Raw genomic sequence first — 24,680 nt, 5'->3', positions numbered from 1 at the left:
CTGTCGTCTACGTCGTAGCTGTGCTTGTTGTTGCCGTTATTCCGGCGGTGGTGTCGGCGGCATCCAGTGAGATCTCACCCTCCGCGACACCATCGATCAGGGCGCCGGTCAACTCGACGGCGGCGGCCATCTTCTCCTCGACCGCGCGCCGGTACGCCGCCACCTCGGCCAATGCTGTCTCCAGTCGACGCGCGTCGTCGGGCGTGAACTCTGGTACACGCCACGTCTTCCATTCACTGCCGGCAGCGCACCTGGTGTTGATGATCGCCGCGATGACGTACGGCCCGAACGGCGCAATTCGGTTGATACGCAGGATCTTCGCCGGCGCCGCAACCAGTGATCCGCCCGTGGTATCGATGACGGCGCGTGGAGCGGGCTTTTCAACGAAGACGATGTCGCCGGCGTCGGTGCGGCGGGCACGGCGATAGCGCTGCGCGGCGTGGAACGGCTCCAACCGATACGGACGGTCGGGCAGCACGTCGACCGTACCCTCGGGGTCGGCGTCGGTAGGGTCGATCCGATTCCCCGAGAGCACGGAGATCAGTTTCTGTTCGGCCAGTTCGGCCAAGGAGTACTGCTGCGTGCGAAACCGCCCCGCTGAGGGCGCGATCAGAACGTCGACAGTTCGTACGGGTTCCGAAGTCTGCAACGTCGCGCGATGAACGCGATCGGCGTGTGTCTCAGCTGTTCGAGAATGCAGGCGCGGCGCCTGAGTTCCTTGCGGCACGACGGTTCCGCTCGTCCTGATCCGAAGCAGTTCGCGTGCTCGGGTGAACCGCGCTGCGCGGCGGACGTCCTGGTCGAGGGCTGCTGCCACGTCGGCGGCGAGGTCACCGAACTGGTCGCGTCTGGCGATGTCGAGATCGGCGACATGCAGCAGGTCGACGGCGGCGCCACCTCTGCAGATCCAGATGGCCTGACACTGTCGATGAGCTTCGCGCCACATGCCGCGAGGAAGACGGAGTGCAGCAACGACATTGCCGATCATCAGCGTTTCGGACCGGCGACGCTGAAGTTCGCCGGCGAGCTGATCGGTCAGAGCGGCCGCCGACGCCACGATCACCCCGACGTCCCCGTCATTCAGTTCGAGAAGTGTTGTGTCGACGGAGTCGAGGACAACTCCGACCTCAGCACCGAGAAGCGATGTGACCGAAACCGCCGGGCCTCGTGCGCTGCTGTCGGTCTCCACCTGGGCGATGGCAGCACGGCGCTTCAGCTCGCGCTCGTCACTGACCCGGCCGTCGACCACGAGACGGGACGAGACATCGGCCACGGCAAGTGCAAGTACCGGATCGCCTCCCGGGATGATCGGCACGTCCTCCTGTCCGAGATGCATGACCGCGGCCTCGACAACGCACCGGATCAATGCCAATGCCTCAGCAGTCAAATCCCGACTCCCGCGCGACCGTCCGAGCCGGCCGCGTTCCAGGCGTTCCAGGGCATCGGGTGTCCCCAGCGATGCATCGATGAGCTGCTCAGCAAACGCCAACGTGTCGGGGTCCGCGTCAATCGCCCGCACTTCTCGAGCGACCAGCTCGTCGGTCGGGTCGACGGTCGTGGCCGCGGTGACAAGGTCGGCGTGTGTCGCGTCGGTAAGATCCACACCGGACAGGGCGTAGAGCGCCAACAGCAGCACGACGTCGTCGAACCGAACACGCTCCGGAAGGGCGTATGCACCGACGTCGAGCTGCTGCTCCTCGCGGTTTCGGCCTCTCCCAGTGCGCTCCAACCACGCAACGATCTCGCCCTGATCGAAGTGCTCCACGGTGTCCACGGTGGCGACGGGCGCCGGGAACGGGATCAACTCGCCACGTACCACCGGGCGTTTCCGCCACTGGCTGACGGCCGGCCGCGATACCCTCGCTAAGACCGCGATGTCCTGCATCGTCAGTGTGCTCACCGGTCGTTCACCTCCTCGTGGCGTCGTCGCGGGCAATACCGAGAACACTATCGGGCGACGTGTCTCGATCAAGTGCATTCACTGTTAAGCGGGCTTAACAGTGAATGCACTGTCCACATTTCACACCCCCACTGACTCTGGTTGCAGGCAGCCGACCCCCGGCCGCCACGACCCCAGGAGGCCGACATGACCGATTCATCCCGCTCAGCACACTTCAGTCCCTCGACCACGGCGGTGGTCATCGAGGAAGTCACCGTGACCGACAAAGACGTCGTACTTGAGGCCCAGCGGTGGACCACCGGAGAACGGGGAGCAGTCGTCGACGACCCCACCACGTTGGCGGATGCCGATCTCGGTGAGTTCGTCGCCAAGGCGCTGACCGTCGGCGCCCACGCGCTCTCCGCGACTGGCCAGGCGCAGGAGTCCCGGGCCTTGGAGCGCATGATCACCGAACTCGGCGACAAGGCCACGACGTCGACCGCAGAGGCGGCCGCACTCACCGACCGTAGCGTGAAGGCGGCGTCGGAAGCCGTGTCCAAGGCGGCCGCCGACGCGCAGAAGGCGTTGCGGGAAGCCGACGAAGCGACGCGGAAGTCACTGACGGAGTCGATCGAGAAGATGCGCCGCGAGACCGAAGCGGAACTCAAGCGCTTGTTCGGCGGTACCGACCCGGAGGTGATCGACCGCTTCGCACCGCTGCTCGAACAGTTCGCCGCCAATCTGGACAAGCGGGCCGCAGCAAACACCACAGAGCTTCTGACCAAGGCCGCCAAGCAGTTCGACCCCAACGATCCGGCATCGCCGATGGCCAAGCACTCGGCCGAACTCACCAAACGCCAGGAGTCCCTCACCGAACAGCTGACCAAGCAGCACACCGAGCTGACCGGCCGGCTCGACGAAGTGGTCACCGCGCTGAAGGTGGCCGAGGCGAAGGCGTCGGTGAGCAAGGTATCGCCGATCAAGGGTGGAACCTACGAGACCGAGGTTCATGAGGTTCTGCAGACCGTGGCCGCCGGCCTGGGCGACGAGTACTGCGAGACCGGAACCGTTGTCGGTGCGGTGGCACGATCCAAGAAGGGCGACGGAGTGCTGACCGTTGACGGTGGTGCTGCCCGCGTGGTCATCGAGGTGACCGATTCCAAGCGCGACGGGTGGGGCGCGTACCTCGACGAAGCCGAACGCAATCGCCAGGCTGACGCGGCCGTCGGCCTGGTCCGTACGGTCGAGCAGAACTGTGGAGAGACGATTCGGGTGCTTGGGAAGCGCCGGATCGTGCTGGCCTTCGACCCGCTCACTGACGACCCCGATCTTGTCCGCACCGTGGTGATGTTGCTCCGTACGTCGGCTCTCGCCGTCGCCAATCGGACCGGTGCGCACGAGATCGCCACGGCTGAGGAGAAGATCACCGACGCCGTCGAGCAGCTCGGCACCATCGACGACATCAAGAAGACCGCCGGGACCATTGAGAAGAACGCCCAGAAGATCGAGAAGTCCTGCAGCACCATCTACTCGACCATCGATCGGCTGCTCGGTGAGGCCCTTGCCGCGCTGGCCGGAGCGGCCGACGACGAGGCTGAGTCGGAGTCAGAGCGCGGGGCCGCCTAATGGCCGACGGTCCGGCGCATCTGCCTGCAGAGATGACGCGGCCAGAGATCGACTGCACTGTGTACAGCGGCTGGTATCCGCTCCTGGCGCGTCTCCATCGGCAACTCACTTCGGTCACCTCTGATTTCGCCTACGTCCAGATCAAGGAGAAGTACGGCACGCTGCGGTGCCACCTGGACTACGGCGAGTCTGTCGACGAGTTCACGCGGGGTGTCTGCGAGGTTCTGATCGGGGCATCGACCGACGAGTCGCGATCTGTCTGCGAGTTCTGCGGCAAACGCGGTTCAACACGTGACGACCTCCCGCGCATCAAGACCATGTGCGCCGGGTGCTACCGGCCACGTAGGCCGCACGCCCCTGCCGAGTGAGTCCAACGTGCCGAAAACCGCAACGTTCACCTCACTCGCGACCAGGAGGCGGCGAGCAGTGCGCGGTAGCGAGCTCCTACCCGAACCACCGCTCCAGCACCCGCGCGACCCCGTCCTCGTTGTTGCCGACGGTGATCTCGTCGGCGGCGGCCAGAGCGGCCGGGTGGCCGTGGCTCATCGCGACACCGCGCCCGGCCCAGGTGAGCATCTCGACGTCGTTGGGCATGTCGCCGAAGGCGATGGTGGACGACGCGTCGAGGTCGGCCACGTCGATGATGCGGCGCAGCCCGGAGGCCTTGTGCGTGTCGGGCACCGACAGTTCCACCAGCCCGTTGTCGGTGGAGAAGGTGATCTGCGCCAATCCGTCGACCGCGTCCTTCAGTCGTGCCGCCATCTCGTCGCTGCGCATATCGGGCTGGCGGACAAGGAGTTTGACGGCCGGCTCGGTGTACACCTCGTCGTCGCCGACCTCGATGTGGTCGGGATTGAGCCAGGCGTGCCGATATCCGGAGGTCGCGACGAACGGTGGGGTGGCGGCGTCGTAGGCGGACCGGCCGGCCCGCTCGGCCGCGATGCCACATCCGGGGAGCTGGCGATAGGCGCTGTCGACGAGCTTCTCGAGGATGTCGGGTTCCATTGTGGCGGCCGAGATCACCCGATCATGTGCGACGTCGTAGAGGATGGCGCCGTTGGCGCACACCGCGTATCGCACGTGCGCGGCGGTGCCCTCGAGCTGGTCGGTGATCTCGGCGATCCAGCGCGGCGGGCGGCCGGTGGCCAGCACGAAATCGACGCCTCGGTCCACCGCTGCGGCCAAGACGTCGATCGTCCTGCGCGACACGCGATTCTCGTCGTCGATGAGAGTGCCGTCGACATCTGAGGCGATCAGCGTGGGTGGGCCGAAAGTATCTGAGGGACCGGGGTTCACCGCTGACCTCGCGCCTTCTGCGCCCGCGCGGCGGCCTTCGCCATCGCCTCGGCATCTTCGATCACCCGGGCCTCCTCCGGTGTCGGCGCCGAGCCACCGAGCCGGGCCGGCACCCAGAACTCACCGGCGGGGTGCGGGTCGTAGTCGTCCTGCACCTGGTGCAACAACGTCGTCATCTCCTCTCGCAGGCGCGCCGTGGCCGCGTGCGATTCCTCGTCCGCGGCGACCTGCACAGGCTCGCCGTAGCTCACCGCGACGGGCAGCCGGCTGCGCCCGATCTGCCGCTCGCCGGTGTCGGTCTTGGTCCACTGCCGCTGCGCACCCCACACGATCGCGGGCACAATCGGCACGCCCGCCTCACCGGCCATGCGCACCGCGCCGGTCTTGAACTCCTTGAGCTCGAAACTGCGGCTGATCGTCGATTCGGGGTACACCGCGACGATCTCCCCGTCGCGGAGCTCGCCGACGGCCGCGCGATACGCATCGGCGCCCATGGATCGGTCGACCGGCACCGTCTTGGTGTGGTTGACCAGGAAACGCATGATCGCCACATCCATCACCTCGGACTTGATCATGAACCGGGTGCGCCGGCCGACCCGGTACAGCCCGAGCGCCAGCGGCAGGAAGTCGACATAGCTGGTGTGATTGACGGCCAGCACCGCCCCACCGGCGCGCGGGATGTTCTGCAGACCCGAGAACCGCAGGTCCAGCCCCTGCGCACGCACCAAGCCATTCGCGATGACCTCGAGCGTCCGGTACACCGGTTCCATGTTGAGCCAGGGTAGTCGGGGGCGATCAGGAGACCTCGCCGCCCGCCTCTCGCTCGGCGCGGCGGGCCGCTTTGGCCGCTTGTTCCTCGGCATCCATCCGGTTGGCCTCCTCGAGAGTGGGCGCCGACCCGCCCAGGCGCGCGGGCACCCAGTATTCGCCGGCGGGATGCTCACCGTAGGCGTCCTGCAGTTCGAGCAGCTTCTTGCCCATCACCTCGTGCAGCCGCGCGGTGATCTCCTCGGCCGTGCCGACCGGTTCGATGGGTTCGGCGACGCCGATCATGATCTTGACGTTGCTGCGCCAGAGGTTCTTGGGATGGCCCTTGGTCCACACCCGCTGCGCACCCCAGATCACCGTGGGGATGATGGGCGCACCCGATTCCAGCGCCATCCGCGCCGCGCCCGACTTGAACGCCTTGAGTTCGAAGCTACGGCTGATGGTCGCCTCCGGATACACCCCGACGAGCTCCCCGCGCTTGAGGTTCTCGACGGCCTCGTGATAGCTCTGCGCCCCACTGGCCCGGTCGACCGGGATGTGTTTGAGCGCTCGCATGATCGGTCCGGAGATCTTGTTGTCGAAGACCTCCTTTTTCGCCATGAACCGCACCTTGCGACGTCCCTGGAGAAAGGCCGGGATGCCCGCGTAGGTGAAGTCCATGTAGCCGGTGTGATTGATGGCGACCACACCGGCACCGTCGGTGGGTACGTTCTCCACCCCGGACACCTCGAACTTCAGGCCCTCGGCCAGCCACAACAGGCGTGCGGTGGTGATCACAGCGTCGTAGACCGGTTCCATGCGTCGAGCTTAGGCCATGGCCGAGGCGTTACCCTGGGAGCCGATTTTGATCTCGGGCCACTACCCGGCGGCTCGAGCGCGAGGAGGCGAGAAGTTGCAGATCACCAGCGTTGGCCATGCCGGTTTCCACATCCAGACCGCGGCCGGTTCGATCCTCTGTGATCCGTGGGTCAATCCCGCGTATTTCGCGTCGTGGGTGCCGTTCCCCGACAACTCCGAACTCGACTGGGCAGCGCTCGGCGACTGCGACTACCTCTACGTCTCGCATCTGCATCGCGACCACTTCGACGAACGCAACCTGCGCGAGAACGTCAACAAGGATGCGACCGTCCTGCTGCCCGACTATCCGGTGCCCGATCTCAAGGGCGAACTCGAGAAGCTCGGATTCCACAAGTTCGTGGAGACCGAGGACTCGGTGAAGACGACGGTCAGCGGGCCCAAGGGATCGCTCGACGTGATGATCATCGCGTTGCGCGCCCCCGCCGACGGCCCCATCGGCGACAGCGGTCTCATCGTCTCCGACGGCGAGACGACCTGCTTCAACATGAACGACGCCCGGCCCATCGACCTCGACGTCATCGCCGACGAGTTCGGTCACGTCGACGTGCACCTGCTGCAGTATTCGGGTGCCATCTGGTATCCGATGGTCTACGACATCCCCCGCAAGTCGAAGGCGAACTTCGCCGCACAGAAGCGGCAGCGCGGGATGGATCGGGCCCGTTCCTACATCGACCAGGTCGGGGCCACCTGGGTGGTGCCGTCCGCCGGACCGCCGATGTTCCTGGACGAGGATCTGTTCGGCCTCAACGACTTCGGGTCCGGCGTCGAAGGAGCCGACCAGACGTCGATCTTCCCCGACCAGGAGACATTTCTCGAACAGATGCGCCTGCACGGCACCGACGACGGCGAGAAGCATCGCGGTCTGATGATGGTGTCGGGTTCGGTCGCCGACTTCACCGGCGAAACGCTGAACGAGGTCTCGCACCCGTACCCGCCGGGCGAGGTCTTCGGTGACAACAAACGCGCCTACCTCGAGAAGATGAAGGAGAAGTTCGCCCCGGTCATCGCGGCCGAGAAGGCCACCTGGGCACCGGCCGACGGCGACCCGCTGCTGCCGGCCCTCAAAGAACTCTTCGAGCCGATCATGGCGCAGTCGGATCTGATCTGTGACGGCATCGGTTACCCGGTCGGGCTCGTCATGGGTGAGGAAAAGGTGGTGCTCGACTTCCCCAACCGCATCGTGCGCGAACCGAAGGAGGGAGAAGGCAAATACCGCTACGGCTTCCGGATCGCACCCGAGCTCGTCCGGACCGTGCTGCGCGACGACGAACCCGACTGGGTCAACACGATCTTCCTCTCGACCCGATTCACCACGTGGCGCATCGGTGGCTACAACGAATACCTTTACACCTTCTTCAAATGTCTGACCGACGAGCGGATCGCCTATGCCGACGGATGGTTCGCCGAGGCGCACGACGATTCGGCCTCGATCGTCAAGGACGGTTGGGAGATGCAGCGCCGCTGCCCGCATCTGAAGGCAGATCTGTCCAAGTTCGGCGTCGTCGAAGGCGAGAAGCTCACCTGCAATCTGCATGGATGGCAATGGGATCTGACATCGGGTCGCTGCCTGACCTCGAAAGGCCACGAATTGCGCGCACAACGCCTGGACTCCTGATGACACACATCTAGGCCACAGGACGCACCATGGCACAACGGTCATATCGGGGACGCCCGGTCACCGAACGTCGCGCCGACCGTCAGGACCGGTTCATGTCCGCCGGCCTGGAGGTCTTCGGCACCCAGAGTTACGCCCGGGGCACGGTCTCGGCGATCTGCGCAGCCGCCGGCTTGTCTCGGCGCCAGTTCTACGAACTGTTCGACAGCCGTGAGGATCTGCTGATCGCGGTATACGACATGATCCATGCGCAGGCCCGCGCCGCTGTACTCGCCGCGTTCACCGGGGTTCGCGGCCCGCAGCTCAGCCTGGAGGATCGGGTGCGCCCGGCGATCGCCGCCTTCTTCGATTCGGTGGCGACCGATCCACGCCGGATGCGCGTCGCCTTTGTCGAGATCGGTGGTGTCAGCGCGCGAGTGGAGAGTCATCGGGTGCAGTCCCGTGCGCAATGGACAGAATTCTTCGGTGTCGCCGCTGCCGAGATCGGCGGGCTCGACGAGTCGCCCTTCGGCTTCACCTACGAGGCGGCGGCCTTCATCGGCGCGCTGACCGAGGCCGGCCATCTATGGACGAGCAGCACGGACCGGCCCCACCGCGACGATGTGATCGACATGCTGGTGGCCGTCATCGTCGCGCTGGCCGCCCGGCGCACCCTCCCGCCAGACGCCGTACCCTGACCGGCCCCGAGCCCACGTGGACTTTGCCCGCGGCCATCCGTTCCCATACCTGCACGTTCGTTGCCGACGGGGGTGGCCTCGTGTTACCTTTTCCGACATTGTGGGACACATCGTTCTCACATTTCCGTCGGGGGATCACCGGAGCGAGGTCCGCCCAGCGCACAGCCGCTCCGGTGACAGACGACTGCAAGTGCCGTGACCGCGGACGATTGAGATGGCGGGATGCGGGTTACTCCTCTCAGGGTCGGGACCCATTGATGGGTCGGGGGACTCGAGAAGGAGGCACACCATGAACAGAACTGCTCGCCTCGCCGCATCGGCACTGGCGGCTTCCGGGCTCGCGGTCGGCGCCACCACCGCCGCTGCCACATCGGCACCCGCGGCCGAACCCGCAGCTCTCAGCATCCAGGGCGACCTCGCGCTGACACCCGAGCTACACCTGCTGCGCATCGACGCCGAGGGCGCTCGCGACGGGTCGGGTGAGACCGGTGGGACGTATACGGCCACCGTGCTCAACGGCAGCGACCCGACTCCGATCGAGGTCACCGGCCCGATCTCCTGCATCTACGTCAACGGCGACACGGCGTCGCTGGTGTACCCGATCAGCGACATCGAGCCGGTTGGCCTGCCCGATCAATTCCAGGATGCCGCGGCCGTGCAGATCACCGTGCGTGAGGGCACCGACGGCCGCAGCGACATGGTCGGCGTCAACGGACCGATGCTGACCAGCAGCTTCACCGGCTGCGCACCCACCGACACCCCGTTCGCCTTCGACGGCGAGATCGAGACGTCCGGCGGCTGATCACCATCTCAATCGGACATCCGCCTCGTCTCCCGAGGCGGATGTCCATAGCCCGTAGGCATGTTGGTGGCATCGGCGGACTCCACCGCGGTCACCGCACCCGACGACGCCAACGCCACCCCACCGGCCACCGCGGCGATGAATGCCACGATCGCCACCGGACCCCACCCGGCGCGCGTGACGTCGCCGAGGAACACGATGCCGACCGCGCCGGGCAGCACCGTCTGCCCCACCACCAACGCGGCGGCCGCACCGTTCACCGAACCCGTCTGCAGCGCAACGGTGAACAGGTAGAACCCGCCGATCCCGCTGAACAACAGGGCATACAGCGCCGGATCGGTGAACATGGCGACCGGGTCCAGGGTGTCGAGGCCGTCGACGATGCGTGAAGCGATGGCCATGACCCCGAACACCGCGCCCGCCATCAGCCCGGTTGCCGCGGCGATGTGCCTGTGCAGCATCCGCATACACAGCAGACCGAGCCCGAACAGGAGGGGCCCGGCGATCAGCACCGCCCAGTGCATCCACCGCTCGTTCTCGGTGCCCTCGCGGCCGGCCGACACCGCCAGCAACACCAGCGAGACCACCACCACGGTGCCGGCGATCCAGTCCCGCACCGCCAACCGCACATGCAGCACGACCATTGCCAGCAGTGCCGTCGCGACCAGCCGTGCGGAGATGATGGTCTGCGACAGGAACAGCGGGATCAGCCGCGCGGACAGGATCGTCGCCACGAAGCCGACGATGTCGAAGACGAAGCCCACCAGAAACGGAACGGTCAGCATCGTCGCGACCGTCGACCGCAGCGACGGATGCGCCTTCGACGACTGGCGCCGCTCCTCACGCACCGCGGCGCGCTGCGCGACCTGATCGGCGCCCAACGCCTGCAGCACCGCAGCCGCGGCAAAGGCGAACGAACCGATCACCGCGATGACGATTCCGGCGGTCATCGGACCGAGATCACCTCATCCACCGGAACCTCACCGTCCGGATCAGCGGGGCTCGAGGACTTCGGCACCGACGAATCGGGCGAGTTCCGGCGGCAGCTTCACCGAGCCGTCGGGCTGCTGATGGTTCTCCAGGATCGCCACGATCCACCGGGTCGTGGCGAGTGTGCCGTTGAGCGTGGCGGCGATCTGCGGCTTGCCGTTCTCGTCGCGGTAGCGGATCGACAGCCGACGCGCCTGGAACGTCGTGCAGTTCGACGTCGAGGTCAGTTCGCGGTAGGTGCCCTGCGTCGGCACCCACGCCTCACAGTCGTACTTGCGGGCCGCCGACGATCCGAGGTCACCGCCGGCGACATCGATCACTCGGTAGGGGACGTCGATCGCCGCGAGCATCTCGCGCTCCCAGCCGAGCAGCTTCTGGTGCTCGGCCGCGGCGTCCTCGGGTGTGCAGTAGATGAAGCCCTCGACCTTGTCGAACTGGTGCACACGGATGATGCCGCGGGTGTCCTTGCCATAGCTGCCGGCCTCCCGCCGAAAGCAGCTCGACCACCCGGCATAACGCTTGGGGCCGTCGGTCAGATCGATGATCTCGTCGGAGTGATAACCCGCCAATGGCACCTCCGAGGTGCCGACCAGATAGAGGTCGTCGTCTTCGAGGTGGTAGATCTCGTCGGCATGCGCACCCAGGAAGCCGGTGCCACCCATGATCTCCGGGCGCACCAGCACCGGCGGGACCATCAGGGTGAAGCCGTTGGCGACGGCCTTCTGCGCGGCCATGTTGAGCAGTCCGAGCTGCAGCAGCGCACCCTGGCCGGTGAGGAAGTAGAAGCGTGAGCCCGACACCTTGGCGCCGCGTTCCATGTCGATGAGACCGAGCGACTCGCCGAGTTCGAGGTGATCCTTCGGGTTCTCGATCTGGCGCGGTTCACCGACGTGCTCGAGGACCACGAAATCGTCCTCACCGCCGGCCGGGGCGCCCTCCTCGACCAGGTTGGAGATGGCGCGATGCGCCGCCTTGGCCGCCTCGTCGGCCTCGTTCTGCCGCGCGACCGCCGCCTTCACCTGCTCGGCTAGTTCCTTGCCCTTGGCGAGCAGCGCCGCCTTCTCCTCGCCTTGCGCCTTCCCGACCTGCTTGCCGAGCGCCTTCTGCTCCGCCCGCAGACCGTCGGCCTCGACGATGGCGGCACGGCGCGCGGCGTCGGCGTCCAGCAGCGCGTCGACCAGACCGGGATCCTCACCCCGGGTACGTTGCGACGTGCGCACGAGGTCGGGGTTCTCACGAAGAATCTTCAGGTCGATCACGTCTGAAACCCTACTGGAGACACCCGCACGCTTTGTCGCGCCCGCTGGTCGGTTCGCCCGGGGTTCACGCCTGCCAGTGGCGCGTGTAGTCGGCGCGACCGAACATCTGCGCCGCATGGTGCGCGGTCGGGGTCCCGGCGTACGGATCGGCACCCGCGGTGACCAGCACGGCGACGACGTCGTCGTGCCCCTTGAACACCGCCCCGGCCAGCGGCGTCTGGCCTTTGTCGTTCACCGCGTCGACGTCGGCGCCACGCTCGATCAACACCGTCACCGTGTCCGCGGAACCGTGATAGGCGGCGAGCATGAGCAGACAGTCACCGGCCTGGTTGCGCAGGTCGGCCGGCACACCGGCATCGAGATAGGCGGCGAGGGTCTGCGCGTCGCCAGCGCGGGCCATGTCGAACAATCGTCCGGCGAGTTCGGCCACCTCGTCGGGGACCGCGCCGGGTTCGGGGGTCTCGGAAGTCACCGTCGCGAGTGTAGATACTCCCCTGTCGACGCAACAGGCATGATGGATCCTGATGAACGGCGATGACGACACCCCGCGGGCCGGGGCCGACGACGACTGGGTGAGCGTGCCCGGCGACGACACCGGGCGCGACGACGATGGCGACGGCCGCGGCTGGCGGCACTCGCTGCTGCGTCATCCCGTGCGGGTCGTGCTGTCGGCGGTGATCATCGGCGCCATCGTGGCCGGCGCGATCGCCCTGGCCATGGGCGTGTTCAACGAGAGCGGCAGCGTCGGCGGCACCGACATCGGTGAGGGCGAGCGGCTGGCCGAGAACGCCTTCACACAGTCGGTCACCGGGGACTGTCTCGACTGGGGGGTCGACAACCCGGGCGACCCCACCCAGGTCGCGTGCGACCAGCAACACCGGTTCGAGGTCGCCGGTCCGCTCGACACCGCTCTGCTGCCGGGGTCGGAGTTCGGCGAGAGCGCGTCGTGGCCCGGCGCCGAGCGCTTCGCCGCGATTCGTGACGAGCAGTGCCCGGTGATCGTCGACGCCTACCTCGACGGTCGACTCGATCCACAGGGTCGGTTCTCCGTCGGCATGATGTACCCGTCGCAGGTGCAATGGGACAAGGGTGCGCGCGAGCTGCGTTGTGGCCTGCAGCAGACCGGCGCGGACGGCACGGCCGACCAATTCGTGGGCCGCGTGGCCGAACAGGACCAGTCCTTCCAGTGGCCACCCGGGACCTGTATCGGCATCGACCCGGCCACGCGAAAGCCCACGGGGGTCGCGGTGAACTGCACCGAGGCCCACGCCTTCCAGACCACCGGCACCGTCGTGCTGTCCCAACGGTTCGGCAATCCGCTGTCGGGCAAGCCGTGGCCGGAGGTGGAAGCGCAGAACGACTACCTGCAGTCGATCTGCCCCGTGCAGGCCGACCGCTTCCTCGGCGGCAAACAGAAACTCGACGCGACCACATTGAACGTCCAGTGGTCGGTGCTGTCGGAGCCCAGTTGGCTCGCGGGCAGCCGGACGGCGGTGTGCTACCTGGGGCTACCCGATCGTGGCGGTTTCGCCACCCTGGTCGGCGATGCGCGCTCCACCCTGCTGATCAACGGCAAGCTGCCGGTCCCGCCGCCGCAGGCCCCACCGGGCCGCGCGCTGCCCACGCCGGTGCCGCTGCCGCCGGGTATCGCGCCGAACCCGGCCGAAGTGCCGGCCCCGGCCGGGTGATCCGATGACCGTGCGAATGTCCGACGACGAGTTCGACGGGCTGGTGTCCGATGCGATGGACACCATCCCGTCCGAGCTGACCGACAACATGTCGAATGTGGTGATCCTGGTGGAGCCGCACAACGACGAGGAGCCCTCGATTCTGGGGCTCTACCACGGGGTCGCCCTCACGATGCGCGACCACGAATACGGCGGATTCCTCCCGGACACCATCACCATCTATCGCGACCCCATCCTCGCCATGTGCCGCACCCGCGAGGAGGTCGTGCACGAGGTCGCGGTGACCGTGATCCACGAGATCGCCCACCACTTCGGCATCAGCGACGACTGGTTGCACGCCAACGGATGGGGTTGAGGTCTTCGGTGGATGGCGCACCGGTCTCGAGAACTACCCCATCGGATCGGCGGACGGCCCGGTCACCAGGGGTTCGTCGATGCGGGGGCCGAAGGGACCGGTGACGGCACCCCAGCGATGCAGCCGCCAGCGCCCGTCGGAGAATTCCAGTTCGATGGAGCCGGTGTTGCGCAGGTGGGTCCCCGCGGCGAAGCCCGGGTCCACACCGGCCAGCCGGGCGGCGATCAACCGGATCGCCGCACCGTGGCTGACCACCACCACGTCGCGCTGGTCGGTGCCCTCGAGATGTCCGGCCCGCAGGTCGTCGATGACCGGCAGATACCGGTCGTAGACCATGGCCAGCGACTCGCCACCCGGGAGCCGCGCCCCGAGATCTCCCTGATGCCAGCGCTCGACGACGTCCTTGAACACCCCGTGGGCGTCGTCGTCGGAGCGGTCCTCGAGGTCGCCCACCTGGACCTCGTGGATACCTTCGGTGATGTCGGGATCCACCTCCCACACCGATCCGATCAGCTCTGCGGTCTGTTGCGCGCGCCGCGCCACCGAACTCACCAACACCACATCGCTCGAGCGCGGATTCTCCAGCGCGTAGCGAACCCCTTGACGCACACCGAAATCGGTCAGCGCAGCACCGGGCAGAGCCGTGTCGAGGCGGCGCATGACATTCGAGGTGGTCTCACCATGGCGGACCAGATACAGCCGCGCCACTAGCTCACCTCCCCGACTCGGAGACCCTCGAACCAGGCGATGCTCTCGGCGGTGTCGGGTGGCGGCGACCCCGTCGTGCGATCACACGGCCACGATCCCAGGAACACGACCCGCTCACAGCGGCGGTACAACGCGCGCAACGCCTCCCCGACCGCGCCGTCGTCGATGTGCCCGACGGCGTCGAGGTAGAACCGGTACGACCCCGGCACATCACGCCGAGGGCGCGATTCGATACGAGTGAGATCTATTTCGCGTGAGGCGAATTCGTCCATCGCACGCATCAGGCTACCCGGCACGTTCGGGAGGTCGAGGATCACCGAGGTCCGGTCGCCGCCGGTGGCCGCCGGCGGCGCAGCGGGCGCACCGATCAGCAGGAACCGGGTGTAGGCATCGTCGACGTCGGCCACCCCGTCCGCGAGGACGACCAGCCCGGACAGCTCCGCGGCCAACGAGGTGGTGACGGCCACGTCCGCCTTGCCCTCCGCAACGTCGGCGGCAGCACCCGCATTCGACGACGCGGTCACGAATTGCGCATCGGGGTAGAGCTTCTCGATGGATTCGCGCACCTGGGCGGCCGCCACGGGATAGGCCGCCACCGTGCGCACATCATCCGGTCTCATCGACTCTCGTGCGCCGATGGTGAACGCGACGTCGAGCACGACCTCGGCGAACACCTGCACCCGCCCCACGGTGCCCGGACCCGGCGGCACGAGCGCGTCCGCGGTGGCCGGCACCGCTCCCTCCACCGAGCTCTCGATCGGCACACACCCGAAGTCGGCCGATCCCGCACGCACCATCTCGATGGTCGCCGCCGGACTCTTGGCGGCGACCTTCTCGACGTCGCCGCCGAGGCGCGGCGCGCTCTGACGCGGAAGCCTGGTGGTCAGGAGTCGGTCGAGGGCGATCTCGGTGAAGGTCCCCGAGGGACCGAAATAGGCGAACACGGACACGCCAAGATCCTAGTCGAGCCGCCGGCACAGCCGATCGACGTTTCGACGCCCACGATCGGAAGTATTGACGAACATCCCATTCCCACTTAGGTTAGGGTTGCCTTATTAATCCAGCTGTTCCAGAGGTCGCACCCACCTGAGAGCGAGGAGCGCATGACCCAGGCAGTCACCGACCGCCCGTCGGACGCCGAACTGATCCAGACCGCATGCCGCCAGATCAGCGGGGCAACCCTCGCGGTGGCGGGCGCCGAACCGACTCCGGTGAACGTGGTGCATCTGTTCGAGTCGCAGGCGTTCGTCCTGGTCCCCACCGACGGCGACGCCGTGATATTCACCGGCGCGCGATCCGAGGGGCTGGCCGCCATGCTCGAGATCACCGACTGCGCCCCGATCGACCTGCGCGAACGGGTGCGGTCGCTGGTCTGGCTCAACGGCACCCTGCACGCGGTCCCGACGAACCTGGAACGCGAACTGGCCGTGGAGATCGCCACCGAGCATCCCGACGACGGACTGCTCGACCTCGGCCACGGCAGCTCGATGCTGCGGCTGCAGATCGACACCGCCGTCATCGCCACCTCGGCGGGCGCGGCGTCCGTACCGTCGGCCGAACTCGCGGGCGCCGCCCCCGACCCGTTCTGGGAGTACGAGGGCGATTGGATCGCACATCTGGACTCCGATCACGCCGACCTCGTGGGCCAACTGGCTCGGCGCCTCCCGCAGGACCTGCGCGACGGCCGCGTGCGGCCGCTGGGCCTGGACCGCTTCGGTATCCGGTTCCGGATCGAGGGCCCGGCCGGCGATTCGGACGTGCGGCTTCCGTTTGCACGGCCGGTCTCCGATGTCCACGAGCTGTCGCAGGCACTACGCACGCTTGCCGGCTGCCCGTTCCTCAACAGCCTGCCGGACTGAGAACCGGGGGCCAGCCCGACCCGTAAGCTGGCCATCATGCGCGCCCCGCTGCGATCGGTTGTGTCCCCCGCGCGCCCGGCCGGTTTCGCCGTCGTCACCGACCGCACCGAGCGCCGCGCGATCGTCATCGAACTGGTCATCGTCGGCGTCCTCACCTTCCTGTTCTCCGCGATCTCGGCGGCGTTGTCGTTGCTCGAGGCGCAACTCGCCGGTGGTATCGGCAACACCACCGTGGCGCTCAACCCGTCGAGGTCGGATCTGGGGTGGATCGACTTCGCGCGCCAGCTGATGAGCGCGCTGCGCCTGTTCGCGATCGGCGGATTGGGTGTGTATCTGTTGTGGCGCAGCGGATTTCTGAGGCTGGTCGGCCTCGACCGACGGCCGCCGCGGCGCGACCTGCCGGCCGGTGTCGGGCTCGCCGCGCTGGTGGGACTGCCGGGTCTCGCGTTGGTGGCCGTCGCCCGCGCGCTGGGCGTCAACGCCCATCTGGTGCCCAGCGAGGTCGACGGCGTGTGGTGGCGGTGGCCCATCCTCATCCTCCTCGCGGTGGGCAATGCCGCCGCCGAGGAGATCATCGTGGTGGCCTACTTCATCACCCGGCTGCGCCAGCTCGGCGCCTCCGAGAATGCCTCTCTGGCAGCCAGTTCACTGTTGCGCGGCGGCTATCACCTATATCAGGGCGTGGGTGCCGGGCTCGGCAACGTGGTGATGGGGCTGGTGTTCGGGCGGTTCTTCCAGATCACGTCGCGGGTGTGGCCGTTGGTGATCGCGCACGCCACGATGGACATCGTCGCGTTCGTCGGATATGCACTGCTACACGAGCATCTGAGCTGGGTGGGATGATCGGGCAGGTCACACCTGCAGCGCATCGAGCGCATACGGCGGTGCGCCCACTCCCACGATCCGCACCGCGCCGGTCGGTGTGACCTCGGCGAGCCGGGCGTCGACCGGTTCGCGGCCGTCCATCGCGACGGTCACCGCGGTGACCCGACGCTCCTTCCATCGGCGTACCTCGTCACCGAAAACCGTACCTGCCCAGTGATATCGACCGTCGAGTGGCTCGAAGTGGCCGAGCACCCGGAATCGCGCCACCAGTTCGTCGCCGTCGGCCGACAATACGGCGGCAGCGTCGACGATCTCGTCGTCGATGGATTCCGATCCGATCCAGTCGTAGTCGTCCGGGCGGAAGCGTCGTAGCCGGGACCTGCGGCGCCGGGGCGACCCGACGGCCGCCCATTCGTTCTCGACGGGCCGCCGCACGACGACCGTCCGGGCACCGGTGATGGCGAGATGCTCGATCATCGTGACCACGTAGTCGAGCGCTCGCGGGTCGTCGAGGAAGACCTCACCTTCTCGATCTGCGGTCACCAGATCGAGGTAGGCACCCGTGGGCGCGGCACGGTCGCGCACCACCACACCGGCCCGCCGACCGTCCTCGAGCACGCCGATGCTCAACGGGGACCGGCGAATTCGCGCACGAAGTCGCTGCGCGAGCGCGCCGCTGCCGGTGATCGCCACCGTCGGATCTCCGGTCACGGCAGAAACCCGCCGCGCTGCCAGCCGTATCGCGACAGCCGGCTCATCAGCCCGGCGTCGGAGAAGAACGCTGCGAGCGAGGCGAATCCGCGGACCTGCACCTCTCGGAAGTGCGGGTTGGATCGCGCCACCCGTGCGGCGTGACGCCCGTCGAGTCCGGCGCGCCGGTACATCGCCGGGTTGGTGAACAACCGGCGGAACAGCACCCCGGCGACCGCATGACCGTTCGCCGCGACGAACGTCTCCCACCGGCTGCGGGTGGGCTTGCGGCGCATGATGCCGTCGCGGGCGAAACCGATGTGCCGGGCCTCCTCGGCCACGTGGATCTGCATCAGCCGGGCGACCAGCGGCTGCAGCTGCGGGTCGTCGAGCATCTCGCGCTGGAGCGCATCGAAGATCTCCTCGCCCACCAGGGCGGCCACCCACAGCAGACTTCCACGCAGTGCATACGGCAACACCGTCATGGCGCCGCGTTCGGCCAGACGCATCCGGAACGGCCGCGCCCCCGCCCACTCGATGGCCCGGCCGAACATCACCATGTGCCGACATTCGTCACCCATCTCGGTGAGCGCGTAGTGGGTGGTGGCCGACGCGGCGTCGGCGGTCATCAGGCGCGCCATCAGGGTGCGGTTGAGCAGGTTCTCGAACCAGATGCCCACCGACAGGATGTTGGCCAACTCCTGGCGCGACACCTCGATCCGCTGCTCCTCGGACAGGCCGGCCCACAGCTCGGTCCCGGCGAGGGTGAGTGCCCGCGGCGGCAAGAAGTATCGGTCGGGTTCGGGCTCGCGATCCCAGTCCAGGTCGACCACCGGTTCGTATGACCTCTTCACCGACCCCGTGATCAACCGCCGGGCGATGGCGTTGCGGCCGTCCGCATCACCTCGTCTCACCTGCGATGTCACTACCATCGGCCACCTCCTGGACGAACTCGTGTGTGACCTCCGACACTAGGATCGGGAAGACTATGTGTCAATGCTCACTGTCACAATGGTTGGTGGATGTATTCTGAGTCGCGTTCCGGCGCAGCGCAGCGCCCGGATCGTGCAGCGTCTGTGCGTACATTGGTTGAGATGAACGAGCCCGATCCGCCGATGATGCGCCGGCGCGACGTCCCACCGGGACCCGCTCCGCGCGCCGGCGACCGCGCTCGGCATGCCGCGCCGCCGCCCGGCTCGCCCCAGCATCGTTCACCCCAGCACCGTTCACCCCAGCACCGCCCACCGCCGCCGCACCCCGATGCCGGCCGAACGCGCCAGGCTCCCGGACCCCGCCGCAATCCCGTGCCGCCGGCACCCCCCGAGGCCACCGCACATCTGCGGGACCGACGCGACGACGATACGCGCTATCGACCACCGCTGGCCTGGTCGGATGCGTCCGGCTCCGCCTCCCCGGCAGGGTCACGCCCCGACCACCGGCAGGGCTATGCCCCGCCGCAGCGACCCGAACCCGTCCCGGCCGCGGATCGTCTGCGACGACCGGTGCCGCAGCGCGCCGGATCGTCGGCGCGCGACGGCGGTCCCGGTGGTCCGCGACGCCCGGGCAGTCGTTCCGGTGGGCCCCCGGCGAAGCCGCGGCGGCGTCGGCGTCGGCTGCGTCTGGGCCGGCTGATGCTGGTGACGCTGCTGGTGTTGGTGGTGGGGTCGATCGGCCTGGTGTTCTACTACGACAGCAAGTTGCACCGGACCGATGCGCTGACCTCCTACGCCGGCCGGCCGGCGGACACCCCGGGCACGAACTGGCTGATCGTCGGTACCGACTCGCGCGCCGAGCTCAGCGACGCCGAACGCGCCGAACTGTCCACCGGCGACAGTGACGGCTCCCGCACCGACACCATCATGATGGTGTACAAACCGCCGGGCGAGGACGCGATGCTGATCAGCATCCCGCGCGATCTGTACGTGCCGATACCCGGTCAGGGATCACACAAGATCAACGCCGCGTTCAACTTCGGTGGGCCACAGCTGCTGGTACAGACGGTCGAACAACTGACCGGCGCGCGCATCGACCACTACGTCGAGATCGGCTTCGGCGGCTTCGATCAGGTGGTCGACGCGGTGGGCGGGGTCAACATCTGCCTCGACCAACCCCTCAACGACCCCAAGGCGGGGTTGAACCTGCCCGCCGGATGCCAGGACCTCAACGGCCAGGAAGCACTCGGGTTGGTCCGTACGCGCGCCTTCCCCAACGCCGACCTCGAACGCATCGAGAATCAGCGCAAATTCCTCAGCGCGTTGATGGCCAAAGCCACCAGCCCCGAAGTGCTGTTGAATCCGTTCCGGCTGATTCCCTTCGTCAACTCCGCGGTCGACGCGGTCACCGTGGACGAGGGCGATCACCTGTGGAACCTGGCCGGGCTCGCCTGGTCACTGCGCGGCGACCCGATCACCACGACGACTCCGACGGGCGGCAGCGAATACACCTCCGACGGTGATTCACTCGCCGTCGGCGACAACACCGAACAGTTCTTCACCTACATCCGACAAGGGGCGCCCGTCCCCGAGGACCTGCTCTCCACCCAGACCGGGGTCATCGGCGGGTAGGTGAGCATCGCCTCACCGAATTGTGGTGAGGCTCAACTCAGTTAGCCTGCGCTGAGCCGACCGGCAAGTTTGTCGGTCTCTACTCTGGTCACCATGACATCGAGTACCGACGACACCGTCTTCCGTAAGCTGCTGCACGAACAGATCGGCAACGAGTTCGCCGCCTCGCAGCAGTACATCGCGGTCGCCATCTACTACGACGGCCACGACATGCCACAGCTCGCCAAACACTTCTATGCGCAGGCCGTCGAGGAACGCAACCACGCGATGATGATCGTGCAGTATCTTCTCGATCGCGATGTCGACGTGGCGATCCCCGGTGTCCCGGTGCCGCGGACCGACTTCGCCGACTATCGTGAACCGATCGAACTCGCCCTGGCACAGGAGAAGTCGGTCACCGAGCAGATCGTCGAACTCGCCCGTGCCGCACGCGACTGCGGCGACTACCTCGGCGAGCAGTTCATGCAGTGGTTCCTCGCCGAGCAGGTCGAGGAGGTCGCGACGATGACGACCCTGCAGACCATCGCCGAGCGTGCACACGGCAACCTGTTCGACCTGGAGAACTTCGTCGAACGCGAGATCAACGGCAGCGCAGCGTCACCGGCGGCTCCCCCGGCGGCAGCCGGCGGCAACCTCTGATTGTCCAGGCGCTCAGCGCAAAGTGACCTGGCGACCGCGGATTCCGTCGCGTGAGCGTACTTCCGCGGTGGTCAGTTCACCCTCGACCGCCAGTGACTCGGTGAGCCATTCGTCGAACTGATCGAGCCCCGGCGTCCACTCCTCGTGGTGGAGTTCGTTGTCGAGGTCGAAGACCGGCACCAGCAACCCGTGGGTGCGGAACGACCCGGCGAAGCGCGAACCCTCGCCCAAGGTCAGCCGCCCCGCGGCGTGGAGCCGCGCCAGAGCGTTCATCACCTCGTCCTCGGGCTCCGGGCGGACCCAGCGCAAGTGTGCGCGATCACCGGCATCGACCCACCACGGCGCGCCGATCCCACTCTTGGCGGTCAACCGCGCGCTGGGCATGATCGAATCCTTGGCCTGCTCGAGCATGTCGGCGAACTCGGCCGGGACGTCGGTGCCCGCGGGGAACCACCACGCGAAGTCGTCGTGCACCACGATGTCGAGCTGGGTCTGCGGCGCGATCACCTCGGTCAATGCGGGTGGCTCATCCGAGCGTACGAAGTCGGCGTCCGGTGCGGCCTGCGTGGACCACACGATCGCGTCGGCGATCTCGCGGTCGACGTCGTCGGGGTCCACCTCCGTCTGCAGCGCGACCACACCCTGCGGACCGGCCTCGGTGGTGCGGACGATCGCCCGCACCGCGCCGGGCAGGATGCTGGCGAGCAACACACTGCGCTCGGACCCCTGCGTCAACGCGTCGGACCCGAGTTCGGCGGTCGCCGAGGCGACGAAGGCGCGCATCGCCACCAGATCACATTCGGCGGCCAGTCCGGCGAACGGCCGTGGCGGGGGCGCCATCGCCGCCCGCTGACGCTCCTTGCGGGCGGCGACCCGCTCGGCCCGATTACTTCCCGGCCGCGGCCCGCTGCCCCGTTTGCTCTTCTTCGCCATGTCACCACCCTCTCACGGGGTGCCGCCCGGGCGTCACCACCCAGGCGCTCAGTCGACCGTGACGAGCCAGTCACGCACCTTGGCGGGCCTGTTGGTCGCGACCCACCGCACCCCGAGGTCGGCGCACATCTGCACATCCGGCTGCTCGTCGACCGTCCAGCAGTAGGTGACCCGGCCCGCGGCGGCGGCACGGTCGACGAGGTCCGGATACGTCCGCAACGTCTCCACCGACGGCCCGATCCCGGTGGCGCCCACTGCGGTGGCCGCGCTGCCGCCGAGCATCCGGGCGGTGTCGCCGAGCAGGATCGTCGGTAGCATCGGCGCATGCCGGCGGACGCGCCAGACCCCGGCCGAGGAGAACGAGATGACCACCGCGCGACTGTGATCGGCCGACGGTGGGGTCGCGACGCCGAATTCGTGCAACATCGCCAACAGCTTCTGCTCGACGAGGCTGCCGAAGCGCACCGGGTGTTTGGTCTCGATGAACAGCCGGACCGGACGGCGCCAGTCGAGGGTGAGCGTGATCAGCTCCCGCAGGGTCAGCACCGATGCCTGTGTGCGGGCCGGATGCCAGCTGCCGAAGTCGAGTTCGCGCAGTTGTGCCAGCGACATCTCGCTGACCGCACCGACTCCGTCGGAGGTGCGGTCGACGGTCCGGTCGTGCACGCAGACGAGTTCGTGGTCGCTGGTCAGCCGGACGTCGCATTCGAGCCCGTCGGCACCCTCGGCGAGTGCTCGTTCGTAGGCGGCCAGCGTGTGCTCGGGTAAGTCGGCCGACGCGCCACGGTGGGCGACGACGGCGGGCTTGCCCGACCTGGAGACCTGTTCGGCGCCCGTCATGCGGCCACCACCCACCGGCGTGACGGAACCGGATCGTGTTGTGCCGTGGCGAAGGTGGCCTCGAGCCGACCGGCCAGCCACCGAGCGAACACCGCCGAACACGCCGCGGAGACGGTGACCGCCACCAGCCCGTTGGCGCCGGTCTGGATCGAGCCCGACAGCGTCGCGACCACGCGGGTCACGATCGCGGCCACCGCGAGGACGTTCACGATCGTCCAGGCCACCCACATCCGGGTCAATCGACGTCGAGTGCGGTCGCGATCGAGATCGGCGCGGACGTTCGCCGCTTCATGCAGCAACACGGCCACGCCCACCACGTTCACCAGCGGCACCGCCGCCAGCAACAGAATCTGCCACCGCGCCCGCGGGTCTCGGCGATCGGCGCCGCGGTAGGCCTCGGTCCGCATCGCCATCACCCACCGCGCGAACACGACGGTGGTGTAGACGAAGCAGCCGAGGGCGAGCAGGCCACCGAAGATGACCAAAGTGGAGGTGACCAGGTCCGTCCATGCCGGGACCGGAGTGGACCGATTCACGATCAGCAGGCCGTACCGCAGCAGGTGGGCGATCGCGGCCAGCCCGAGCGCTGCGGCCAGGACGTGCAGTGCCCGGGTGAGCGCTGCGGACAGCACGGCGGCGCGCGAGGTGGCGGCATCCGGCGCCACCGGTGCGTCACGCAACCCCCACTGCGGGATGTAGACATAGCGCGGGATGTAGCGGGGCGGGGCGGCGAGCTCGGGACGCCGACGCAGCGGGATCGCCTCGGGCGGACGACGGGCGACCCAGCGGACGTGGCGGCTGCGATAGAGCCGGCCGCTACGCGGACCGCTCACCGGAGCCGGTCGCGACGCCGGCGCGGCCAGCCCGGGCCGGGTCGGCTCCGCGGTCGACTCAGGCGTGGGCGAAGGTCGCGCCGCCGGTCGCGCGGCCCCGAGTAGATCGGAGTCGAGGACACGTAGCGGACCCCCACATCGGGGGCAGCGCTCTCGTCCAGGGCGGTGTGGCGCCTGGATGCGGCACCGCGGGCACAGGTCGATCATTGCGACTCGGCGTTCGGAGTCTCGATGGGCTTGCCGTGCTCGACCCAGGCCAGCATCCCGCCGCGCACACAGCTGCCCTCGTAGCCCATTTGATCCAGGTATTGCAGCACTCGCATCGACCGCCCACTCGAGTGGCACACCACGAGCAGCTCGGCGTCGAGGTCGATCTCTCCCAAGCGGGTGGGGACATCGCCGAGGGGGATGTGCAGCGCTCCCCGGACATGCCCGGCCGCCCATTCGTCGTGCTCGCGGACATCGAGCAGCACACGGTCGGCGTCGTCGGTGAAATCGTTCGGGAGCTCGGTCACCGGCACCTGTCGGATGTCGCCCATACTCACGAATCCATGGTGGCACAGCCACCCGAGCGCGGGCGCGGATCATGCCACGAACACCTGTGCACAACCTCGCGGACAACGACTCAAATTGACACGCACGTCACGACGGGAATCCGACTATGACGACCTGCATATAACTATCCACATGCTGCTTTGCCAACTGGCCGGTAGTGTGCATTGGCCACCATAAAGCTGTGGATGAGACTGTGGAAATTGTGGAGAAACCCGGCACAACCTTGCGGTCTGCTGTGACTGCACTCACACTGGGTGTGATGGTTGTCACCGAACTGGTGGCTCACCGTTACATATTCTTCACCGCAGTGCATGTCCGGGTCACACCTGAAGATTCTTCCCCATCGCGAGCCGACCTGTGGATAACTTGGGGAGAATTGTGCACATCTGCTCCGCTCCAAGGATCATTGCGGACGCCCGGG

26 protein-coding genes are annotated in these 24,680 nt (G+C 67.6%); 11 read left to right on the top strand and 15 right to left on the bottom strand.

Going from position 1 to position 24,680, the window contains the following annotated elements; translation table 11 throughout:
- Positions 1-7: 7 nt before the first annotated feature.
- Positions 8-1,900 carry a hypothetical protein gene (locus NWF22_RS10840; RefSeq protein ID WP_160901720.1) on the bottom strand — a complete coding sequence of 631 codons (1,893 nt, stop codon included), beginning with the start codon at positions 1,898-1,900 and terminating at the stop codon, positions 8-10.
- Positions 1,901-2,086: 186 nt separating this feature from the next.
- On the opposite strand from NWF22_RS10840, the gene NWF22_RS10835 reads away from it, so the two are divergent.
- Together NWF22_RS10835 and NWF22_RS10830 are read left to right on the top strand one after the other, a co-directional pair.
- Entirely contained in the window at positions 2,087-3,505 is a 1,419-nt protein-coding gene (locus NWF22_RS10835) for a Fis family transcriptional regulator (RefSeq protein WP_160901719.1), read from the top strand.
- Between the two features lie 32 nt (positions 3,506-3,537).
- Positions 3,538-3,873, top strand: a complete 336-nt coding sequence (locus NWF22_RS10830; protein WP_160901718.1) for a hypothetical protein — start codon at positions 3,538-3,540, stop codon at positions 3,871-3,873.
- 76 nt (positions 3,874-3,949) lie between these two features.
- Here NWF22_RS10830 and NWF22_RS10825 read toward each other — a convergent pair whose 3' ends face one another.
- Genes NWF22_RS10825 through NWF22_RS10815 form a run of 3 tightly spaced genes read right to left on the bottom strand, consistent with a single transcriptional unit; the run spans position 3,950 to position 6,367 of the window.
- Positions 3,950-4,801, bottom strand: coding sequence for an HAD family hydrolase (locus NWF22_RS10825; RefSeq protein ID WP_160901717.1), 852 nt, complete (start codon positions 4,799-4,801; stop codon positions 3,950-3,952).
- Positions 4,798-5,571, bottom strand: coding sequence for a lysophospholipid acyltransferase family protein (locus tag NWF22_RS10820; protein ID WP_160901716.1), 774 nt, complete (start codon positions 5,569-5,571; stop codon positions 4,798-4,800). Before NWF22_RS10820 ends, NWF22_RS10825 begins: the two co-directional genes overlap by 4 nt.
- A gap of 25 nt (positions 5,572-5,596) precedes the next feature.
- Positions 5,597-6,367: a lysophospholipid acyltransferase family protein gene (locus tag NWF22_RS10815; protein WP_160901715.1), complete on the bottom strand. Its 771-nt coding sequence runs from the start codon at positions 6,365-6,367 to the stop codon at positions 5,597-5,599.
- Between the two features lie 94 nt (positions 6,368-6,461).
- On the opposite strand from NWF22_RS10815, the gene NWF22_RS10810 reads away from it, so the two are divergent.
- The 3 genes from NWF22_RS10810 to NWF22_RS10800 all read left to right on the top strand — a co-directional run bounded on the left by NWF22_RS10810 (position 6,462) and on the right by NWF22_RS10800 (position 9,521).
- Positions 6,462-8,042: a Rieske 2Fe-2S domain-containing protein gene (locus NWF22_RS10810; protein ID WP_160901714.1), complete on the top strand. Its 1,581-nt coding sequence runs from the start codon at positions 6,462-6,464 to the stop codon at positions 8,040-8,042.
- A gap of 29 nt (positions 8,043-8,071) precedes the next feature.
- The gene (locus NWF22_RS10805) at positions 8,072-8,719 is read left to right on the top strand and encodes a TetR/AcrR family transcriptional regulator (protein WP_160901713.1); all 648 of its coding nucleotides are present in this window, start codon (positions 8,072-8,074) and stop codon (positions 8,717-8,719) included.
- A 289-nt stretch (positions 8,720-9,008) separates the two neighbouring features.
- Positions 9,009-9,521: a hypothetical protein gene (locus tag NWF22_RS10800; RefSeq protein WP_160901712.1), complete on the top strand. Its 513-nt coding sequence runs from the start codon at positions 9,009-9,011 to the stop codon at positions 9,519-9,521.
- Positions 9,522-9,529: 8 nt separating this feature from the next.
- Here NWF22_RS10800 and NWF22_RS10795 read toward each other — a convergent pair whose 3' ends face one another.
- The 3 genes from NWF22_RS10795 to NWF22_RS10785 form a co-directional block, all read right to left on the bottom strand.
- Positions 9,530-10,471: an EamA/RhaT family transporter gene (locus NWF22_RS10795; RefSeq protein ID WP_160901711.1), complete on the bottom strand. Its 942-nt coding sequence runs from the start codon at positions 10,469-10,471 to the stop codon at positions 9,530-9,532.
- A gap of 42 nt (positions 10,472-10,513) precedes the next feature.
- Positions 10,514-11,770: a serine--tRNA ligase gene (gene serS, locus NWF22_RS10790; protein WP_160901710.1), complete on the bottom strand. Its 1,257-nt coding sequence runs from the start codon at positions 11,768-11,770 to the stop codon at positions 10,514-10,516.
- Between the two features lie 64 nt (positions 11,771-11,834).
- On the bottom strand, positions 11,835-12,170 hold the full coding sequence (locus NWF22_RS10785; protein WP_160902154.1) for an ankyrin repeat domain-containing protein: 336 nt from the start codon (positions 12,168-12,170) through the stop codon (positions 11,835-11,837).
- A 124-nt stretch (positions 12,171-12,294) separates the two neighbouring features.
- Here NWF22_RS10785 and NWF22_RS10780 point away from each other — a divergent pair, with 124 nt between their 5' ends.
- A complete protein-coding gene (locus NWF22_RS10780; RefSeq protein ID WP_160901709.1) occupies positions 12,295-13,458 on the top strand; it encodes a septum formation family protein in 1,164 nt (387 codons plus the stop codon).
- Between the two features lie 4 nt (positions 13,459-13,462).
- Positions 13,463-13,813, top strand: a complete 351-nt coding sequence (locus NWF22_RS10775) for a metallopeptidase family protein (RefSeq protein WP_160901708.1) — start codon at positions 13,463-13,465, stop codon at positions 13,811-13,813.
- 33 nt (positions 13,814-13,846) lie between these two features.
- Here the strand turns inward: NWF22_RS10775 and NWF22_RS10770 are convergent, their stop codons facing one another.
- Both NWF22_RS10770 and pheA read right to left on the bottom strand, forming a co-directional pair.
- On the bottom strand, positions 13,847-14,521 hold the full coding sequence (locus NWF22_RS10770) for a histidine phosphatase family protein (protein ID WP_160901707.1): 675 nt from the start codon (positions 14,519-14,521) through the stop codon (positions 13,847-13,849).
- Positions 14,521-15,471, bottom strand: coding sequence for a prephenate dehydratase (pheA, locus tag NWF22_RS10765; RefSeq protein WP_258321384.1), 951 nt, complete (start codon positions 15,469-15,471; stop codon positions 14,521-14,523). Before pheA ends, NWF22_RS10770 begins: the two co-directional genes overlap by 1 nt.
- A 153-nt stretch (positions 15,472-15,624) precedes the next feature.
- On the opposite strand from pheA, the gene NWF22_RS10760 reads away from it, so the two are divergent.
- Both NWF22_RS10760 and NWF22_RS10755 read left to right on the top strand, forming a co-directional pair.
- Positions 15,625-16,380, top strand: a complete 756-nt coding sequence (locus NWF22_RS10760; RefSeq protein ID WP_160901706.1) for a DUF2470 domain-containing protein — start codon at positions 15,625-15,627, stop codon at positions 16,378-16,380.
- Between the two features lie 36 nt (positions 16,381-16,416).
- Positions 16,417-17,223 carry a CPBP family intramembrane glutamic endopeptidase gene (locus NWF22_RS10755; protein WP_160901705.1) on the top strand — a complete coding sequence of 269 codons (807 nt, stop codon included), beginning with the start codon at positions 16,417-16,419 and terminating at the stop codon, positions 17,221-17,223.
- Positions 17,224-17,232: 9 nt separating this feature from the next.
- Here the strand turns inward: NWF22_RS10755 and NWF22_RS10750 are convergent, their stop codons facing one another.
- Together NWF22_RS10750 and NWF22_RS10745 are read right to left on the bottom strand one after the other, a co-directional pair.
- Positions 17,233-17,916: a DUF4873 domain-containing protein gene (locus tag NWF22_RS10750; RefSeq protein ID WP_160901704.1), complete on the bottom strand. Its 684-nt coding sequence runs from the start codon at positions 17,914-17,916 to the stop codon at positions 17,233-17,235.
- Positions 17,913-18,827, bottom strand: a complete 915-nt coding sequence (locus NWF22_RS10745) for an AurF N-oxygenase family protein (RefSeq protein WP_160901703.1) — start codon at positions 18,825-18,827, stop codon at positions 17,913-17,915. The genes NWF22_RS10750 and NWF22_RS10745 overlap by 4 nt, the downstream gene beginning before the upstream one ends.
- 162 nt (positions 18,828-18,989) lie before the next feature.
- Here NWF22_RS10745 and NWF22_RS10740 point away from each other — a divergent pair, with 162 nt between their 5' ends.
- Positions 18,990-20,459 (top strand): LCP family protein, encoded by a 1,470-nt coding sequence (locus tag NWF22_RS10740; RefSeq protein ID WP_309249740.1) that lies wholly within the window; start codon positions 18,990-18,992, stop codon positions 20,457-20,459.
- A 93-nt stretch (positions 20,460-20,552) separates the two neighbouring features.
- On the top strand, positions 20,553-21,098 hold the full coding sequence (locus NWF22_RS10735; protein ID WP_160901702.1) for a ferritin: 546 nt from the start codon (positions 20,553-20,555) through the stop codon (positions 21,096-21,098).
- Positions 21,099-21,110: 12 nt separating this feature from the next.
- On the opposite strand, the gene NWF22_RS10730 is transcribed toward NWF22_RS10735, so the two are convergent.
- The 4 genes from NWF22_RS10730 to NWF22_RS10715 form a co-directional block, all read right to left on the bottom strand.
- Positions 21,111-22,031, bottom strand: a complete 921-nt coding sequence (locus NWF22_RS10730) for a DUF5926 family protein (RefSeq protein WP_160901701.1) — start codon at positions 22,029-22,031, stop codon at positions 21,111-21,113.
- 48 nt (positions 22,032-22,079) lie between these two features.
- Complete coding sequence (locus tag NWF22_RS10725) at positions 22,080-22,871, bottom strand: glycerophosphodiester phosphodiesterase (protein WP_160901700.1); 792 nt, start codon at positions 22,869-22,871, stop codon at positions 22,080-22,082.
- Complete coding sequence (locus tag NWF22_RS10720; RefSeq protein ID WP_258321383.1) at positions 22,868-23,704, bottom strand: DUF4328 domain-containing protein; 837 nt, start codon at positions 23,702-23,704, stop codon at positions 22,868-22,870. Before NWF22_RS10720 ends, NWF22_RS10725 begins: the two co-directional genes overlap by 4 nt.
- A gap of 203 nt (positions 23,705-23,907) precedes the next feature.
- Positions 23,908-24,243: a rhodanese-like domain-containing protein gene (locus tag NWF22_RS10715; protein WP_160902151.1), complete on the bottom strand. Its 336-nt coding sequence runs from the start codon at positions 24,241-24,243 to the stop codon at positions 23,908-23,910.
- Positions 24,244-24,680: the final 437 nt, after the last annotated feature.

It is taken from the genome of Gordonia mangrovi (assembly GCF_024734075.1).
GTDB lineage: Bacteria > Actinomycetota > Actinomycetes > Mycobacteriales > Mycobacteriaceae > Gordonia > Gordonia mangrovi.
Note: the sequence above shows the minus strand (reverse complement) of the source record. Positions and strands in the feature narration are given on the sequence as shown.